Source organism: Microbacterium sp. NPDC077184 (genome assembly GCF_040687055.1).
Lineage (GTDB): Bacteria > Actinomycetota > Actinomycetes > Actinomycetales > Microbacteriaceae > Microbacterium.
In genome coordinates this window covers 131,577-147,808 of sequence record NZ_JBFBMM010000008.1, presented here as the reverse complement: position 1 = coordinate 147,808, position 16,232 = coordinate 131,577, and the positions used below count along the sequence as shown (strand labels likewise).

Sequence of the window (16,232 nt, the reverse complement as noted above, 5' to 3'; positions counted from 1 at the left end):
TGATCCCCGATGCCGTGGACACCGCGTCATCGGCATGACAGACTGCTCTGTTCTGCTGGAAGGGGAACCACCGTGCCGCACACAGACGACCACACCGACTGGGAACAGATCATCCGCGACATGATCGCGCGGAGCAGCGAATCCGCACCTACCGAGCCAGGCGTGTACCGGATGCCGTGCGGGAACTGCTACGTCGACTTCTTCCGCACCTCGGACGGCACCGAAAGTTGGCTCGTCCCCGGCGACGAGCGCAGCTACACTCGCGACACTGTCGCCATCGACCGGCACGGCGACCACCCGTGGGAGCGGATGTACACCCTCGGCCACGCCGCCGCCGAGATCCGACGCCGCGCGACCGCCGACGATACGCCCGTCGAGGTGCTGGTCGAGCAGCTGGCGGCGATCGCCGCGGTGGAGGACGCGGCCGAGGCGGAGGAGATCGCCCGCATCGCCCGGGAACGTCCCGCCGACAGCCCGGACGTCCCGCTCGCCGATGTCGCTCGGAAGTTCGGGATCGATCTCGACGAGCTCTAGCGATACCTGTCGTCGCCTACTGGCACGCTAGAGACACCAGATCATGCGAGACACCGATCACCTGCGAGAGGGGCGTCGTCGTGAACCTGTATCCGCGGTTCGACTTCGACCAGGTCGACTTCGTCACCGCGGACACCCACTTCAGCCACGCGCGGATCAGCGAACTCGCGGATCGCCCGTTCGCAACGGTCGACGAGATGAACGCTGAACTCATCCGCCGCTGGAACGAAACGGTCAGTCCGACAGAGGTGGTGCTCCACCTCGGAGATGTCGCGCTCGGCCCGATCGAGGAATCGATCGGTATCACCGCGCAACTGCACGGCCGCCGATTCCTGGTCCCCGGAAACCACGACCGGGTGTCACCGGCGACGCAGTCGAAGAAGGCGATCGAACGGTTCGCGGCGCTCTACGAAGCGGCCGGTTGGACGATTCTGCCGGAGGTCATCGAAGGCACCCGACGCGGGTATCGGATCCTCGCTTCTCACTACCCATACAAGGGCGACTCGCAGGAGTCGGATCGGCACACCACCCATCGACCGCGCTGGGACGACGGGATCCCACTCCTACACCCACGCCCGCGACCACGGACCGAACGGGCACCAGTTCCACGTCGGCGTCGACGCCCACGGCTACACGCCCGTCCCCTTCACCGAAATCGACGCGTGGATCCGCGGCCTCCCAGACGCCGAACCATGGCTCGACATCGCAATCCGTGAGGCCCGCCAGACCATTACCGACCTCGACGGCAGCGAAACCTCAAACTCCGACGCGCTGTTCTACACGATGGGCTACAACGAGCTACGGGTCGCGCTGGAAGAACTCCTCGGCGCGTTCGACTCCGCCCACCCCGACTCGCCCCCGGGGACTGTCTAGGCGCGGGACTTCCGCGTCGGCGTATACCGCGTGGGCCCGAGTGTAAACAGTTCGCCTGCCGCGGGACCTGATCGGAGGGTACGCGGTTCCCGTCGGAAGCGGATCCATCCGCGACGCCGCCAGTGCACCATCGTCAGGTACCGCACCGACGCCGAAGACCACGCCTCCTGACGCTCCGCGGCGTCGGGGTCGTGGGCGGCGAGCTCCGCGAACACCTCACGGAAGGTCGGCGGCTGACCACGCTCGCGGGTGTGGCGGTGGATGAACCTCACGGCGCGGCGCGCCCACACCGGCGCTGTCTCATCAGCGGTGAGTTCAGTGAACAGCGGCACGAGGTGCGGTGCCGACCACGGCTTCTCGTACACTTCACCGTCGTTCGACACCACCCTGCAGCTCCCCTCAGCGGTCATCCCAGATATACCGCCGCCGAGCCCAGCCAGGGGCGCGGGCGTCGTCAGAAGGATGATCCTCGCCAGGGGAGGATGTCAGTGTCTCGCGTGGGGCGGTCGGCGAGGATGTGCTCGGCAACGGCGCCGCATCGATGAGTGCTTGCAGTGCCGTGGTGTACTTCTCTCCGGTCGCCTTCATGCGTTCCCTGGCGGCTTGCTGCAGCCGACGGGAGGTTCGCTTCTCAGTTGTCATGACGTCCCTGCTTTCCCGCGGGGGCGGACGGTGATGCCGGCGGCGTGCAGGTGCCGGTTGATGGTCATCTCGCTGCATCCGGCAAGGTGCGCGATCTGTGCCATAGTCCTCCCTTGCGTCTCATAGTGGTCGCGTAGCCAATCGGAATCGAGGGTGAAGGTGGGGGGTCGTCCGCGACGCGACTTGGTGCCCGTGTCGGCGAGGATGCGGCCCACGGTCTGCCGGGACACGTTCACGTCCGCGGCGATCTCGTACGTCGACGCCCCCGCCGCATACGCCCGCGCTAACACATCGGGAGGCATCACGTCCGCGGCCGTTGATCGTGCTGGGCGGCTCCGCGCCCACGCCGCAGGCGCGTCCGGGACACCGTCCGAAGGCTCGGGTGTCCATGTGACGGGCTCATCGATGCCGTTGACGAGAAGGAAGTCCGCGGCGAGCTGGTCGAGTCCCGTCCGCACCGCTGACGGCAGTCCATCGGCGAAGCGGGCGACGGCCGGCGCGGTCACCCCTGCCTGATCCCACTCCGGCGGGATCGAATGGATCGGATTCCCCGACAGTGTCCGGTGCAGGAGCGCCCGGGCCAAACGCCATCGTCGTCCACCCCCAGCCGATACCCCCGCCACCCGGCACACCTCCTGCCACTGGGATTCGAGGAGGATCCCGCTGTAGTCGAGGGCGCGACGTCGGGCGTAGTCAACGGGCACGTCATGCGTATCGAGGAACGCGGCCAGCCGGAGGATCGCGTGCAGGGTGCCCACGTCATGAGAGCTGCGACCGAGGTCACGCATCACATGGGTCACCTGGCGGGCCGGCGCCTGCGGATCGAGCAATGCAAGAGCGGCGGAGTGTGTGAGCCTCGTGCCCGTGAACACCACCGCCGCCGCCAACGCCGACGCCACCACCTCACTGCCGACCCGTTGCGGCGCGTACCGGGTGATCCACTCGCCCCACAACTGTGCCGGTACCTTTCGCGCTCGTTCGACCGGGCTGACCCCTGACGGTGGTGCGGACTGCAGGAACACCGTCGGCCGGCGACGACGCCCCAGCGCGGCCGCGATCAGGGTCTGCAGTTGCGGCGTGTGCGCCGTGTACGACGAACTCTGAGCCAGCCGCCCCTGCAGCAGCGCGGCGACACTGCCCGGCTTCGCCAGTGCGGTGACGGCGAGGGTGGTGCCGACGGCGGCCCCGACGGCAGAATCCGGTCGTGCCCGTACTGCCGTCGTCCAATCCTCGCTCGCCCTAAACAGCGCCACGAGCTCCTCACCAAGCGGACTGATGTCGAGGCGATCGCCGGCGGCAATCGCGTGCCGGGCGGTACGGGACAGCAACCGAGTGTCTTCCAGCACCGCGACCGCCGGCTGCGGCGCCTCCGCATAGATCCCGAACCCTGCCCCGCCGGTGGAAACGATCCGCATCAACGCCCGCTGCGCATCCAGGACCGCCCGCGACACTGGAGTGCGGGTCGGGTCGGCCGTGAGGTCGGCCCGACACCGGTTCGCTTGCGGGCCCCGTCCCGGCCCTTGGACGGGATTGTGGCACCGGCCAGGAACGGGAACAAGCGCGAGCGGGTGGGCACGGTACCGGGCAGGACGATCACACACGGGGCACCGGTCCACGAGCAGGCGGCGGTGGCGAAAACAGGCGAACCCGAACGGGAACTGCCACGACATCCGCCACCGGCCACCCGAATCGACCAGGCACTCCGGGCAGTAGCGTCCCGCGGTCCCCGCCGCCGGGCATTGCGAACTGATCCGCCCCCGCCGGGTGTACCGGATCGCATGGTGCGCGAACCGCATTCTCGTCATCTCCTGGAACTGATCCGCCGGAATGCCCGTCGACGCCTCGAGCCGCGACGCCTGCTCATCAGTCAGCGCGGTGGCCCAACTGTCCGCCATCCACGCGGTCGCCGACACCGCCACACCCTCCTGCTGCTCGATGAGGCCGAGCGCGCAGGCCATCTCGTTCATCGTCGCCCCATAGGTGGCCGCCATCTTCTCCAGCCAAGAGTCGAACGGCTCATCAGGCAGCGGCCGCACCCGAAACGGCAGCACCCGCACCTCATAGGAAATCGTCGACGTCGTGGTCATGCGGCGGCCGCCTCGCCGTCCTGGTTCTTGCGGCGGCGTGCCTGGTGGTTTCGCAGCTGCTGATCCAGCTTCGCCTCAAGCTCGCGGCGCTCCGTCTCCGCGCCCTCATCGATGCGGATGTCGTCGAGCAGTTCCCGATCGATGACCTCCCGCCCTGTGCGGATCGCGCGGGACGCGCCGCGACGGATCAGGTCCATGAGGGATCCGATGTTGCCGGTGGTGCGGGCGAACAGGTACCGGGACAGGTCGACCAGCATCCCGGGGCGAGCACCGGTGAGGACGAGAGCTTGTTCGACGCCGAATAGCAGCCGGTCCCACTCCTCCCTGCCCCTCTTGTGGGTAAGCGTGAAGGGGCTGAGCCCGAGGACGGTCCATCGGCGGAAGGTCTGCGCCATCGCCGCCTCCCGGCCGGTCTCCCCTTCACCCACCAGGCCGCGGGCGCGGAGGGCGACGCCGGCGAACAAGAACGTCGCGTTGTATTCGTTTGCGAGCCACTTCAGCTGGTTGGCGACTTCGACCCCGTCGCGGGTGCGCATGTTCAAGAAGTGCAGGTCGTCAACGATCACCAGCCGGGTGTCATGCCGTTCGATGCACTCCGCCGCCGCCCGGGCCAGGTCCCGGCCGGCCATGGAGCGGTGCAGGATGCCGGCGGTGGCGGGGTGGGCGTAGAAGCCGAGGATCATCATGTGCAGGCCCTTGATCGTCAGCCGCCCCGTCAGCGTCACATGACACACCGGCAGGTGCCGCACGTCCCTGTCCGCGTCCAGCCATCCCCCGGCCTCCGCGATCCGCTGCTGGTGGAACACGCGGCCGAAGTTGTTCACCACGGTCGACTTCCCGAGCGCCGGCGGGGCGTCGATCGCTGCGGCTGACTTCACCCGGTCGGAGTCCTGCAGGTTGGAGTCGAGGATGTCCGCCAGCTGCAGTTCGATGTCCTCTACCTGCCGTGTGCGCAGCAGGATGTTCGCGTGCCACACCCGCCGCTCCAAGTCGTAGACGACGCGATCGCGAGCAGGCAACGACTCCAGCTGGGCGCGCGAGAGCTCCTCAGGGCGAGCGCGGGGAGGCCGTTCGGCGAAGTCTGTCCAGCCCTCGTAGGTGGAGAGGCTCCGTTGGCGGGGCGGCTGCTGCGGGGCGCTCGTCGGGCTGGTCATCGGAGCATCTCCATCGGTTCGAAGTGGTAGTCGCCGCGGATGGTGGGCTCGTCGATGTCGTCCTCGTCGTCATCATCACCGGTCTCGGGCGTGTCGACGCGTCGGCGCGGGTCGCGGACGGAGCCGGTGAGCTCGGTTCCGAGATCAGACGAGGCGGTCAGTTCCGCGTCGAGCATCCGTTGCACGGTGCGTAGCGACCACACCCCGTCCGGGTCCGGTTCCTTGTCGTTCAGCTGTGCGGCCATCCGGGCGCTCATCCGCCGCTCCGATGGCGTCAGACCACGGCCGGCGCCCCAGTCCTCCAGCAGCTGCGCGGCGACGTCGTCAACCTGGGAGGGGCGACCCTGCCGGATTGCGATCTTCTTCGCGTACTCCAACGCGTCCAGGCTGAACGGGGTGTCGAAGCTGCCCTTGTGCTCCCATTCGAGGGTGTGCCAGGTGTGGTCCTCGGGGTCGTGGAAGTAGATTCTGGTGAGGTCGTCGGGGTTGACGAAGAATGGCCACTCCGTACCCTTGTCGCGGTGGATCGACCGGGCCCGGTTGCGGTACTTCGCGACCGACTCGCCGGTGTAGCGGAGTTTGTGGATCTCCACCCCGTAGTGGTTGAACTGCCGCTTCACCACCGGCAGCAGCTCCAGCAGCACGTTCCGGTCGGTGGGCAGACGCAGCTGTCCCGCGACAGCCAGGCCCTGTTCGTATCGTTGCGCGGGGCTGAGCTTTACCCCGGGCAGGTTTGGATCCTCCAACGAACTGTGGGGACGAAGGTGGTAGACGGTGGCTACCCATTCCCGGATGATCTGCTCCAGCTGCGGCACCGTGTAGACGGCCTCTGCTTCGGGGTCCTCGCCGCGTCCGGCGACGTCCGCGCCCTTGTAGCCGGGCAGCTCTTGCAGCAGGTCGTCGAGGGTGCGGAAGAATCGTTCCACGGGGCTCTTGTCGGTGGGCTGGTAGATCCGGGCGGGTTGGATCGAGATCCCCAACCGGGCGCACCCGCTGGTGAGATGCTCCGACAGGTAGGCGGCGCCGTGGTCGACGACCAGCGTCTCCGGCAGGATGCCGGCGCGGGTGAACCGGGACACCTTCGTACGGGTCGGGTCTACCAGCAGCGTGTCGAGCAGACCGTGGTACGGCCAGCGAGCGGACGTGCCCCAATCCGTGGGCGTATCAAACGGTTGCAGCGCCTCCATCAGCACCCCGGCGACGTCGATCGATTTCGTCGAACCCGGCGTGAGCCGCAGTCCGAGGATGCACCGCGAGTACAGGTCCATCGCGATCGTGAGATCCGCTGACACCCATTTCCCGGTCACCGGGGCGACGGCGAACACGTTCAGCGGCGTGGTGTCCATCAGCACGTACTCGCCCGGCCGGACCGCCGACAACCGCCCGTAGGGTGCGGAGGGTCGGTTCGCGGTCGACCGTTTGCGTTTGGTGGGGCCGGTGAATGTGGCCCGGCCTCGATCCAGCTCAGCCAGCGCGTTGTACGCGCTCGCGCGCGAGGGGCGCTTCACTGTCCCCGGGCCGTGGACGCGCTCGGTGCGTGCATTGATCCGGTCGATGATGATCTTCTTGGAGACCTTCGCTTCGGGGGTCTGCTCATCCAGGACCGTCTGCGCGGTAGCGATCCACCGCGGGTCGAACCCGGTCAGCGCGTTTCCGGCTTGGGAGGACCGGTAGTCCATCAGGCCCGCCTCCCCGGACTCCCGGTACTGCGCCACCCAGCGGCGCACGGTCCGTTCGCCCTTCCCGAGTTCGGTCGCCTTCGCCGCAGTCCGCTGTCGCAGACTGTGCTGCGGGTGGTATTCCAGGCGCGGCTCACCCTCCCGCGGGATCTGCGGAGTGCCGGACTTGTATCCGGTGAGCACCTCGCGGACGTGGTCGGCGCGCTCCATGGTGCGTGCCTTCGCGGAGTCGGTAGCGTCCGCCCACAGCACCCCCAGCGGAGTAGCATCCCTTTCCCGCGTGTGGCCAGGGATGTGGGCCTTGCCGCCCTCGGCGGCGGGGCGCAGCACGTCGACCATCCGGAGTCGGCGGTGCCGGCCCGTGCGGTCGCGGATGATCACCGCCCCGTCAGCGATCTCCGCGACCGTGCACGCCTCCCCGTCGTAGACGAAGTCCATCCCAGGTCGCAGCATCCAGCTATCCATCATCATGCTTCCTCTCAAAGTGAGTAGTCGGGGATCGGGTGCCGGGACTCAGGCCGTGTCACGGAGGGATGAGCCGCTCTCCGCCGTCACGCGAAGATGCCGCGCCGGTGGCTGCACGACGCGCGTACCGAGCACTTGCCGCAGGTACTCCTCAACGGCGCGCAGCAGCTGGGCTGCCGCTTCCTTGTCCGCTCTCGGTGACTGCGGGGGCACCGGCAGGGCCACGGGGATGCCCAGCGCCTCGCATGCTCGCGCCGTGTCGGCCTCGCGGTCGCGCTCCGATCTCGTCGACCGCTCCGGGCCAGCCTCCTCGAAGAGCAGGGAGGGAGTGCCAGGTCGAAGGTCGTCTCGTGCGCTCATGTCAGCTCCAATACGCTCGTCGTGCTCAACAGGTGGGACAGGTCCGTGCGCAAACGCTGTGTCCACAGCAGGTGCAGCACGAGGGAACGGGCGAACCGCTGCTCTCCCGCGATCGGAGTCACGGCACGCACCGCTTCCCCGAACGTCACAGCGGCTCCCAGCACGGTCGCCGCGGCATCGACCTGCCCGGGATCGAACTGGAAGCTGCGCCGGTACCCGGCGAGGAACTGCACATTCGCCAGCAGCACCGGATCGGGCTCGGAGCACACCCGGTACTCCCAGCCATGCGCCTCGACCTCCCGCCGCGTCCAGTCCAGCGAGTCCCGCACCGCCGGGACCTGCAGCTTCGCCGCCGGCTTCACATCGACAACGCACACCAACCGGTCTGTGTGCGAGATCAGATAGTCCGGGATGTGCCTGCGGGTCGTGCCGTGATCGTCGCCCTCCATCAGGAACGGCTGGGACAGGATCCAGTCCACTCGCGGGTCGAAGTCGCACAGCAGCAGGTTCGCGTACTCCAGCCGCGACTCGTACCCCACGGGCGCCTGCATCGTCGCGGACCAGTACGAGCCGGAGAAGTGACGCTGCTTGCGGTACCAGCGGAACTCACGCCACGGCACCGCCGCCGCGAACACCCCCAACCGGGCATCCGGCAGCGAAACGACGTCGACGTGATCCTGCATCATACGGATCCGGATCGTCGACGCCACCGCGATCATCCCCGACCCGGCTCCCCGGCCCGCAGCTCACCATCGCCCGTGTCCCCGGTCGGAACCTGACAGCGGTGCGTGCGCATGAACACATGCTGTTGCCCCGCGACCGCGCAGCGGAACTCACCGACGCCACAGAAAGAAGTGAGCAGCTTTGTACTAAATCACTAAACAGCTAATCACTAGTAAATGTCACATTCACTACCAAGCTCGATGTTGCGCCTGTCAGATACACAACAAACCTCCGCCGACCAGTCGGCGGCGTCCGACGCATATGAGACACTCGGAGCATGACGGCGATCCACCCGATTGCCCCCGAAGACTCCAAAGCGCTCTTCGGGAACAGCTACATGCACACCGTGCTGGTCGAGATCACCCGGCACGGCGATGAACCGTTCTCCCCGAAGCAGATCATCGACGCCACCGGACTGCCCGGCGGGATCATCCACCCGCTCATCAAGAGGCTGAAGTCCAGGCATTTCATCGAGTACCTGGGCCGTGTGCCCGGGGAGAAGACCACGCTGTACCAGGTCCGCGACAACCCCTACATGCGCGCCGCCCGCGAGTACGCCGAAGCTGCGCCCGAGATCCCGCAGCATCGAGCCGCCAGCTAACCCACGGCGCCCCGGATCGACCCACAGCTCGGTCGCGACGACCGGTGAGCGACGTGTTCGACGTGCGTCGCGCCACCACGTGCCACCGCTGCCGAATTCGCAAGGTGCGGCGTCCAGAGCACACACTGGTGCGTTCTCCATGTTTCATGAATCTTGAATTTGATCTAGACTGGGTAGGTGCCAACCCTTGCCCGCGCGGCCGAGCTGTCGAAGGCGGTCTTCGGCAGCGAGCACATGCTTTCCGTGATGTGGCAGATCTCGCAGGCACCGGACGCAACGTTCAACGCTCCCGCCATCGAACGGGCCACGGGCCTGGCCGGGAGCATCGTGCACGGCATGCTCGCACGACTCAAACGCGCCGGCCTCATCGAGGTCGTGGGCCATCTCGAGGGAGAACGCACCCTCGCCTACCAGCGTCGCGACCATCTCGTATGGCAGGCGGCATCTCAACTCACGTCCGAGGTGACTGACACCCTGGGCATCGGAGGCCCCTATGACAGCTAGCCCCTCCACGACCGTCGCCGGGACGTCCGGGGTGAGTTGGCAAACCGGTGCCCATCGCGTCCACGTCGACCTCGAGCTTCACCTCCCGGAGATCCAGCGCCGCCGCGCCACAAACGCGGCGGGGTCTGTACAAGACCTGGACACTCTGCGGTTCCTGCTGACGCTCCCCGTCGATCAGCCCACCGCCCTCGCGGGCCTCGATGCGTACGAGCGGCGCCTGGCTCGGCGAGCCGTCCGCTGCGGGTTCGCCGAAGAGCGCGCCGTCGCCCGCAGCCAGTCCACTCTCATCCGAAGAGCGGAGCCTCCCGTGACGGTGCGGCTGATATCGGTGTTCGGCCCGTTCCGTCGCAGCACCCTGCAGTTGGCGACGACATTCGCCCCCTACGGGCGTCGTCGACTCGTCGTCCCCTCTGGACGGCTCGACGAGATATTGTTGCTCGAAGCAACCTTCTACGGTGTCGGCGTTACGGTGGCCGACGCCAACGGCGAGCGGACCGTCGCCGCGTCGGCGCCCTTCCAGCCCGCCCGGTTCACTGGCGCCTCCTGGCTGTTCGCTGAGCGCATCTACGGCCAGGCGCTCAGCTCAGCGACCGCCACCGGGCAAGTGTCGGCGGCATCGAGATCATGACACCCGTGTGCTGGGCGAGCCGAACATGCTCCGCTTCAGCCTCCGCCAGACGCTGATTCCACCACCGTGCCACTTGAGAGGTCCCCATCGAGGTGACGATACCTGCGATCTCGTCCAGCGCGGCCAGATTGTGCAGGTGAGCCCGGAGCCGATCCTCATCGGAGCCGGTGAACGAGTCCACCGCGCGTCCCTCACAGTGGCGACACGGGCACGGCCACGGAGTCGCGCTGGCGAACCACTTCAGGTGCATCTCGCTGGACCGGGCGAATCGCATCAGCTCCGGCATCAGCACGTGCGGCGTGCGATCACCAGGGCGACTCGAGTACGGTCGGCTGCCCGGCACCGGCAGGCGCCGCAGGCTCGGGATCTGCCCGATCACGGCCGCGCGAGCGCCGGACGCGAACGCATCGATGCCAGCGAAGTCCGCCCGCCACGGCACCGCACCCTTCACCTCGCCGAAGAACCGGCGATACGACTCCGGCGCCCCCTTGAGATTCAGAGGATCACCCGCCTTCGCTCCCAGCGCCAACGCCACCGGATGACGGCTCCGCGCGGCGACCGCGATCAACTGCGAGATGTGATCCGGCGTCGACCACTTCTGATGGACGGCCAACGGGAGGATCACGTCGTCGCGGTCGATATTGTCCGCAGCCGCGAGGACCGCCTTAAGCGCCCCCGGGTCTGCGACGTCCACAAACCCCGCTGGGATCACCGCGACCGCCGCGCCTGCATCGCGCTGCGCCTGGAGAGTCTCCTCCACCGTGGGCGCGATGAGCGCATCCACCGGTTCATCGATAATCAACGGGCGCTCGGCCGTCGCCGGAGCGAGCACCGAAGTCGGCTCGATAAGGAAAACCAAATCCTGATGCCGCGCCCGCAGGCGCCAGGCGGTCTGAAGAGCCGTCGGCCCCGACAACACCATGCCGCCGTGTTCCATGTTCACGTGCGGGGCGGTCTGCATCGTCTCACCGCCAGCCATCGTGAACACTCGCCCGCCCAAAGTGCGCTCGACCAGCGTGGCACCGGCGAGCGACTCACGCGTCGTCCGCGAAACCAGAGAGCTGTCGACCACCTCGATGTTGGCCCGATCGGTCATGCTGCGCTCCTCACGTAAAGGTCTTCGAACTCGTCCTGAACCAGGAACGCGTCGCGCGCGAGCTCTGCGACGCTCTCACCCTCATTCAGCCGCTGCTGCACCACCCGGTCGATCAGACCAGGATGTTCCTCGGCGATCGCTACCGGCTCTACGCTCCGATATCCGGCGCGGGAGAGCTCGATGTTCAACTGCCGGTAACGGCCCTCGCTGATCACATCCAGATCCACCGCACGCCGCAGCAGCGCCGCGATCGACACCCGCCACTTCGACTTCAACCGTGCCAAGCCCGGGATCGTCACCGGTGCCGCCGCCAGATCCATGCGCACATCCTGCGCCGGCATCAAGAACTCCGCCGCGAACCGATCCGCCTCAGACTCCTGCGTCTCCGACGGCACCTGATGCATCACCGCGTGCGCAAGCTCATGCGCCAGCGAGAACCGCTGCCGATCCGGCGGAATGTGATCTCCCAGCAGCACCACTGGTCGCTGTCCTTCCGGCCAGCTCACCATCGCATCGATCCGCTCCGACCCCAACGATCGCTTCACCACCACAACCCCGGCATCCTCCAGCGAGCGCACGAGGTCTTCCAGCGGACCGGACGCGATACCGATCGACGCACGCACCTCCTGCGCGATCTCCTCCGGAGTATCGAAGCCATCGGGCGGAAGCGGGTGCCGCACCAGCCGCACCGGCGTGTCTCCCGCGACGAGCCCCGTCACTTGCAAGTGCAGCAATTCCAGTTCTGCCCGCAACCGGTTCGCCACCGACAGGGGCAACGTGGAGCGCTTGCGATGGAACACATACGGCGCCGCTCCCTCATCCACCGGGACCGTCAGCAGCACCGGTGGAACACGCAGCACACCGCTCAGCTTCTCCAGGCGGTCGGGGTCCAACTCCACCAGCCCGGATTCCGCCTTCGACAGCACCGCTTGCGAGATCCCCGTGGCTTCGGACAACGCACCCTGCGTCCACCCACGCGCAACTCGGACCGTGCCGAGCATCACCCGGCCGGTCCGGCGATCAGAAGCAAACTCTGCCATGACTCCCATCTTAGTCAGCGCCTCCGACAATCGCGCGATCCATGTGCAGAAATATTCTCGCGTGTTGGATGTGAACAGCCCACTCTGACCGCGACCCCACGCCAGACCGGGTCGACGGAGATGAGCCGCCCGATCACGTCGATGCCAAATCCATCCACCGCACTTGGCCGAATGGCCAAGTGCGGGCCAAGTTGACACAGAAACGGCCATCTTCACGTGGAACCTACAGTCAGCCGAAGTCGCCGACGGCCATGTCGGTGAAGCGCGAGAAGTGACCCTGGAAGGCGACGGTCACCGTGTCGGTCGGACCGTTTCGGTGCTTCGCGACGATCAGGTCGGCCTCGCCGGCACGAGGGCTGTCCTTCTCGTAGGCCGCCTCACGGTGCAGCAGGATCACCATGTCGGCATCCTGCTCGATGGAACCCGATTCACGCAGGTCGCTGATGGCGGGCTTCTTGTCGGCGCGCTGCTCGGGACCACGGTTCAGCTGCGACAGCGCGATCACCGGCACCTGCAGTTCCTTGGCCAGCAGCTTCAGCGCACGCGAGAACTCCGAGACCTCCTGCTGACGCGACTCGACGCGCTTGCCGCTCGTCATGAGCTGGAGATAGTCGATCACGACCATCTTGAGTCCGACGCGCTGCTTGAGCCGCCGGCACTTCGCCCGGATCTCGACGAGCGTCATGTTCGGGCTGTCGTCGATGTACAGCGGGGCGTCGTTGATCTTGCCGCGGACGGAGGCGATCGTCGTCCAGTCGCGGGAGTCGAGCGTGCCCTTGCGCATGTTCTGCAGCGGGACGGCCGCTTCGGCGCTCATGAGGCGCATGGCGATCTCGCTCCGACCCATTTCGAGCGAGAAGAAGATCGTCGGCTGGTTCGCCTTGATCGACGCCGCGCGGGCGAAGTCAAGCGCGAGGGTCGACTTACCCATTGCGGGACGGGCGGCCACGACGATCATCTGGCCGCCGTGGAGGCCGTTGGTGAGGGCATCGAGTCCCGAGAATCCGGTCGGGATGCCGGTCATCTGGCCGTCGCGACCGCGAGCGGCCTCGATGTCTTCGACGGCCGCGTCGACGGCGACGTTCAGCGGGACGTAGTCTTCGACCGCCTCGGCGCCGGTGACGGAGTAGATCTCGGCCTGGGCGGTGTTGACCAGGTCGAGCGCCTCGCCCTGCCCGGCGTATCCCATCTGAACGATGCGGGTGCCGGCCTCGACCAGACGGCGGAGGAGCGCGCGCTCGGAGACGATCGAGGCGTAGTAGCCGGCGTTCGCCGCAGTCGGGACGATCGAGGTCAGGGTGTGGAGGTAGTCCGCTCCCCCGGCGCGCTGCAGCTCGCCGGCTTTGATCAGCTCGTCTGTGACGGCCACGACGTCGGTCGGCTCGCCGTGCGAGTAGAGCGTGAGGATCGCCTCGAAGATGACCTCGTGCTTGGGGATGTAGAAGTCGGTGCCGCGGAGCGACTCGATGACGTCGGCGACGGCATCCTTCGACAGCATCATGCCGCCGAGCGCGCTCTGCTCAGCGACGAGGTCGTGGGGAGGCGTGCGCTCGTACTCTCGGGGTCCGCCCAGTCGCTCTTCCGAGATGTCTGCGATCGACATGTGCGCTGTCGTCCTCCTCGAGAAGGGATGCGGGTGGTGGAGCGGAGACGGTGATTCGCGCGAGCCGCGAAAGCGAGCAGGCCACCGGGACGGCGTGCCTCGATGACCGAACCCCACGGTATGAAGGGGGTCCGACATCCGCAAACACCCCTGTGGATAACTGTGTGGAGAACATGCGGGAAACGCCGTCGCGCCTGTGAACAACACCTGTGGACAAAACCCGTGGATATCTCCCTCTCACCATCACAGGAGGGCCCTGATCTGGGCTTTTCTCTTTCACAGCCTGTGGAGAAACACCGGGTTGAAGCATGAGTTTAAGGTTTGATGTGCTGTGTGGACCTGTGTACAAATCGACACGCCCGACACACGCCTCGAGTTGCATTCACGAGCATGGAGACTCGCGGGCGGACACCCCCGCAGCGGCCCTTTCCTTCCCCCTTTTCAGAGGAGAGGGATAGACAACGCACATCACCGCGAGTAACGTCGCCGATCCAGGCACCCTCTCGACCGCGTCGTGTTCGCGACGCGCGACGCGCATCCGTCTCAGGAGGTGAACGTGGAAGCGACGCACTCGACTCTGTCGAGGACGCTCCGCCTGGTACTCGCCGGCTGCTTCCTCGCGCTCGCCTGGATGGTCATCTCGCTGGTGTGGTCCTCCGGTTCCGCACATGCCGCCGAGGATGAGCGCGATCGCCCTGGACTTCTGGGTGCCGTGGTGGGCGTCGTTGATTCCGCTGCAGACGCCGTGACGGGCACCATCGACGTCGTCGGCGGCACCGTGGGCGGAGTCGCGGAGTCTGCCGTCGAGGTCGCCCCCGCGCCGGTCGCCGAGCCCGTCTCCGCGGTCGTGGAGACGGTCGGCGAGGTAGCCCAGCCGATCGTGCAGCCGGTTGCGGAAGTCGCCACCGGAGGCGTCGTCGAGTCGATCACCACACCGGTCGTGGATCTCGTGACCGAGGTTCCTGTCGTGGGCACCGTCGTCACCGAGATCGGGGCGGATGACGCCGTCACTGATCTGAGCACCACCGCCGACAGGACGCTCGGCTCGGTTGTCGGCACCGTCTCCGACGTCGGCGAATCCGTCGGTCTTCCGCCGGTCGCGCCTGCAGCCCCCGACATCGATCCCGTCACTCCGGCGCCGACGACTCCGCCGGTCGCGGAGGACGTCACGAACGGTGCGGGCACGGTCGACGTCCCGAGTTCCGGCGCTGAGTCGCTGCCCGTCGAGGCCTCGCCGCTCATGAGCGGCGCGCCGGTCTCCTCGTCGATGCCCTCCGTGACGTTCGCCTTCGCCTCTTCCGGCGCGATCTCCGCCGCCGTCCAGACGGCGGCACCCGTCGTACCGGGCGGAGACTCCTCCCCCACGACGTCCTTCTTCGCCGGAGGCCTCTGCCTCCCGGCGGCAGCATCCGGACCGGGTGGCACCGGTCCGGGCGCCCTGGCCCTCGCGGCGCTCGGGCCGCTCGTCGCACACCGTGCCTGGGTGCGACGTGGCCGGCTCGAGAATCACGCGACACCACCGGCGCCGCCTCACGCCACCGACGTCTCTCCTGACTGAGCCGCGCTGAGCCGCACCCGCTGCGGCACGCATCCCTCGCGCATTCGCGCGCTCAGATCAGTCACACTTCAGGAGAGACACCCATGAACACCATGCTCACGCGCGCCCTGTGGGGCACGCTCTTGGCCGGCGGGATCACCCTCGCTGGCGGCGCGGCGGCGAACGCCGTCGACCTTCTCGGAGACACGACCGGCGAAGACGGGCTGCTTTCGGGCACCCAGGCCGTACTGAACGTCGATCTCCCCGTCACGATCGGGGGCAACGCCCTCTCGATCATCGGCGACGCGACGTCGGTCGACGCGGAGACCGCAGCACCCGCCGCCGAACCGGCGCCGGTCGTGGCCGAGACCAGCGGTCACGACAGTGTCGGAGGCGGCTCGCAGGCGATCATCGACGTCCATCTTCCGGTCACTGTCGGCGGCAATGCCGTGTCGGTCCTCGGGGATGCCACGACGGTCGATGCTGCCACCGAGACGGATGCCGCACCCGCGGCACCGGTCGCCGAGGAGGCGCCCGCGGCAGAACCCGTCGCCGACGCTCCGGTGGTCGGGGTCACGGACGGAACGGACTCGATCCTCGGCGGAACGCAGGGGATCGTCGCCGTCGACGCCCCCGTGACGGTTGGCGGCAACGCCCTCTCCGTGATCGGCGACGCCACCACGGTGGACTCCACCACCACCGGCGG

At 67.5% G+C, this 16,232-nt stretch carries 15 protein-coding genes and 1 pseudogene; 7 read left to right on the top strand and 9 right to left on the bottom strand.

Translation table 11 applies throughout. From position 1 onward, the window contains the following. Positions 1-72: 72 nt before the first annotated feature. Together AB0O93_RS14335 and AB0O93_RS14330 are read left to right on the top strand one after the other, a co-directional pair. The gene (locus tag AB0O93_RS14335; RefSeq protein WP_138174597.1) at positions 73-534 is read left to right on the top strand and encodes a zinc ABC transporter ATPase; all 462 of its coding nucleotides are present in this window, start codon (positions 73-75) and stop codon (positions 532-534) included. Positions 535-614: 80 nt separating this feature from the next. Continuing rightward, a complete protein-coding gene (locus AB0O93_RS14330; RefSeq protein ID WP_171024259.1) occupies positions 615-1,250 on the top strand; it encodes a metallophosphoesterase in 636 nt (211 codons plus the stop codon). Positions 1,251-1,403: 153 nt separating this feature from the next. On the opposite strand, the gene AB0O93_RS14325 is transcribed toward AB0O93_RS14330, so the two are convergent. The 6 genes from AB0O93_RS14325 to AB0O93_RS14300 form a co-directional block, all read right to left on the bottom strand. Beyond that, positions 1,404-1,793, bottom strand: a complete 390-nt coding sequence (locus tag AB0O93_RS14325; protein WP_175987719.1) for a hypothetical protein — start codon at positions 1,791-1,793, stop codon at positions 1,404-1,406. Positions 1,794-2,045: 252 nt separating this feature from the next. After that, positions 2,046-4,136, bottom strand: coding sequence for a TniQ family protein (locus AB0O93_RS14320; RefSeq protein WP_138174602.1), 2,091 nt, complete (start codon positions 4,134-4,136; stop codon positions 2,046-2,048). Further along, entirely contained in the window at positions 4,133-5,290 is a 1,158-nt protein-coding gene (locus AB0O93_RS14315; RefSeq protein WP_138174604.1) for a TniB family NTP-binding protein, read from the bottom strand. Before AB0O93_RS14315 ends, AB0O93_RS14320 begins: the two co-directional genes overlap by 4 nt. Further along, the gene (locus tag AB0O93_RS14310; protein ID WP_363344460.1) at positions 5,287-7,422 is read right to left on the bottom strand and encodes an integrase; all 2,136 of its coding nucleotides are present in this window, start codon (positions 7,420-7,422) and stop codon (positions 5,287-5,289) included. The genes AB0O93_RS14315 and AB0O93_RS14310 overlap by 4 nt, the downstream gene beginning before the upstream one ends. Before the next feature lie 60 nt (positions 7,423-7,482). Further along, positions 7,483-7,794, bottom strand: a complete 312-nt coding sequence (locus AB0O93_RS14305) for a hypothetical protein (protein WP_138174608.1) — start codon at positions 7,792-7,794, stop codon at positions 7,483-7,485. Continuing rightward, positions 7,791-8,513 carry a TnsA-like heteromeric transposase endonuclease subunit gene (locus tag AB0O93_RS14300; protein ID WP_363344458.1) on the bottom strand — a complete coding sequence of 241 codons (723 nt, stop codon included), beginning with the start codon at positions 8,511-8,513 and terminating at the stop codon, positions 7,791-7,793. The genes AB0O93_RS14305 and AB0O93_RS14300 overlap by 4 nt, the downstream gene beginning before the upstream one ends. A gap of 281 nt (positions 8,514-8,794) precedes the next feature. On the opposite strand from AB0O93_RS14300, the gene AB0O93_RS14295 reads away from it, so the two are divergent. From AB0O93_RS14295 to AB0O93_RS14285, 3 genes are all read left to right on the top strand, one after another. Further along, on the top strand, positions 8,795-9,118 hold the full coding sequence (locus AB0O93_RS14295; RefSeq protein ID WP_138174610.1) for a hypothetical protein: 324 nt from the start codon (positions 8,795-8,797) through the stop codon (positions 9,116-9,118). A gap of 177 nt (positions 9,119-9,295) precedes the next feature. Then, positions 9,296-9,622 carry a helix-turn-helix domain-containing protein gene (locus AB0O93_RS14290; RefSeq protein WP_138174612.1) on the top strand — a complete coding sequence of 109 codons (327 nt, stop codon included), beginning with the start codon at positions 9,296-9,298 and terminating at the stop codon, positions 9,620-9,622. After that, the gene (locus AB0O93_RS14285) at positions 9,612-10,250 is read left to right on the top strand and encodes a hypothetical protein (RefSeq protein ID WP_171024261.1); all 639 of its coding nucleotides are present in this window, start codon (positions 9,612-9,614) and stop codon (positions 10,248-10,250) included. The genes AB0O93_RS14290 and AB0O93_RS14285 overlap by 11 nt, the downstream gene beginning before the upstream one ends. On the opposite strand, the gene AB0O93_RS14280 is transcribed toward AB0O93_RS14285, so the two are convergent. The 3 genes from AB0O93_RS14280 to dnaB form a co-directional block, all read right to left on the bottom strand. After that, the gene (locus tag AB0O93_RS14280; RefSeq protein ID WP_138174616.1) at positions 10,201-11,346 is read right to left on the bottom strand and encodes a hypothetical protein; all 1,146 of its coding nucleotides are present in this window, start codon (positions 11,344-11,346) and stop codon (positions 10,201-10,203) included. The two genes, AB0O93_RS14285 and AB0O93_RS14280, sit on opposite strands and share 50 nt — an antisense overlap. Continuing rightward, positions 11,343-12,386: an ImmA/IrrE family metallo-endopeptidase gene (locus AB0O93_RS14275; RefSeq protein WP_171024262.1), complete on the bottom strand. Its 1,044-nt coding sequence runs from the start codon at positions 12,384-12,386 to the stop codon at positions 11,343-11,345. Before AB0O93_RS14275 ends, AB0O93_RS14280 begins: the two co-directional genes overlap by 4 nt. 229 nt (positions 12,387-12,615) lie before the next feature. Further along, the gene (gene dnaB, locus AB0O93_RS14270) at positions 12,616-13,989 is read right to left on the bottom strand and encodes a replicative DNA helicase (RefSeq protein ID WP_053546751.1); all 1,374 of its coding nucleotides are present in this window, start codon (positions 13,987-13,989) and stop codon (positions 12,616-12,618) included. Positions 13,990-14,545: 556 nt separating this feature from the next. On the opposite strand from dnaB, the gene AB0O93_RS14265 reads away from it, so the two are divergent. Next, positions 14,546-15,547: a hypothetical protein gene (locus AB0O93_RS14265; RefSeq protein WP_363344455.1), complete on the top strand. Its 1,002-nt coding sequence runs from the start codon at positions 14,546-14,548 to the stop codon at positions 15,545-15,547. An 83-nt stretch (positions 15,548-15,630) separates the two neighbouring features. Beyond that, positions 15,631-16,232: pseudogene (locus AB0O93_RS14260) on the top strand (hypothetical protein); the annotation flags it as partial.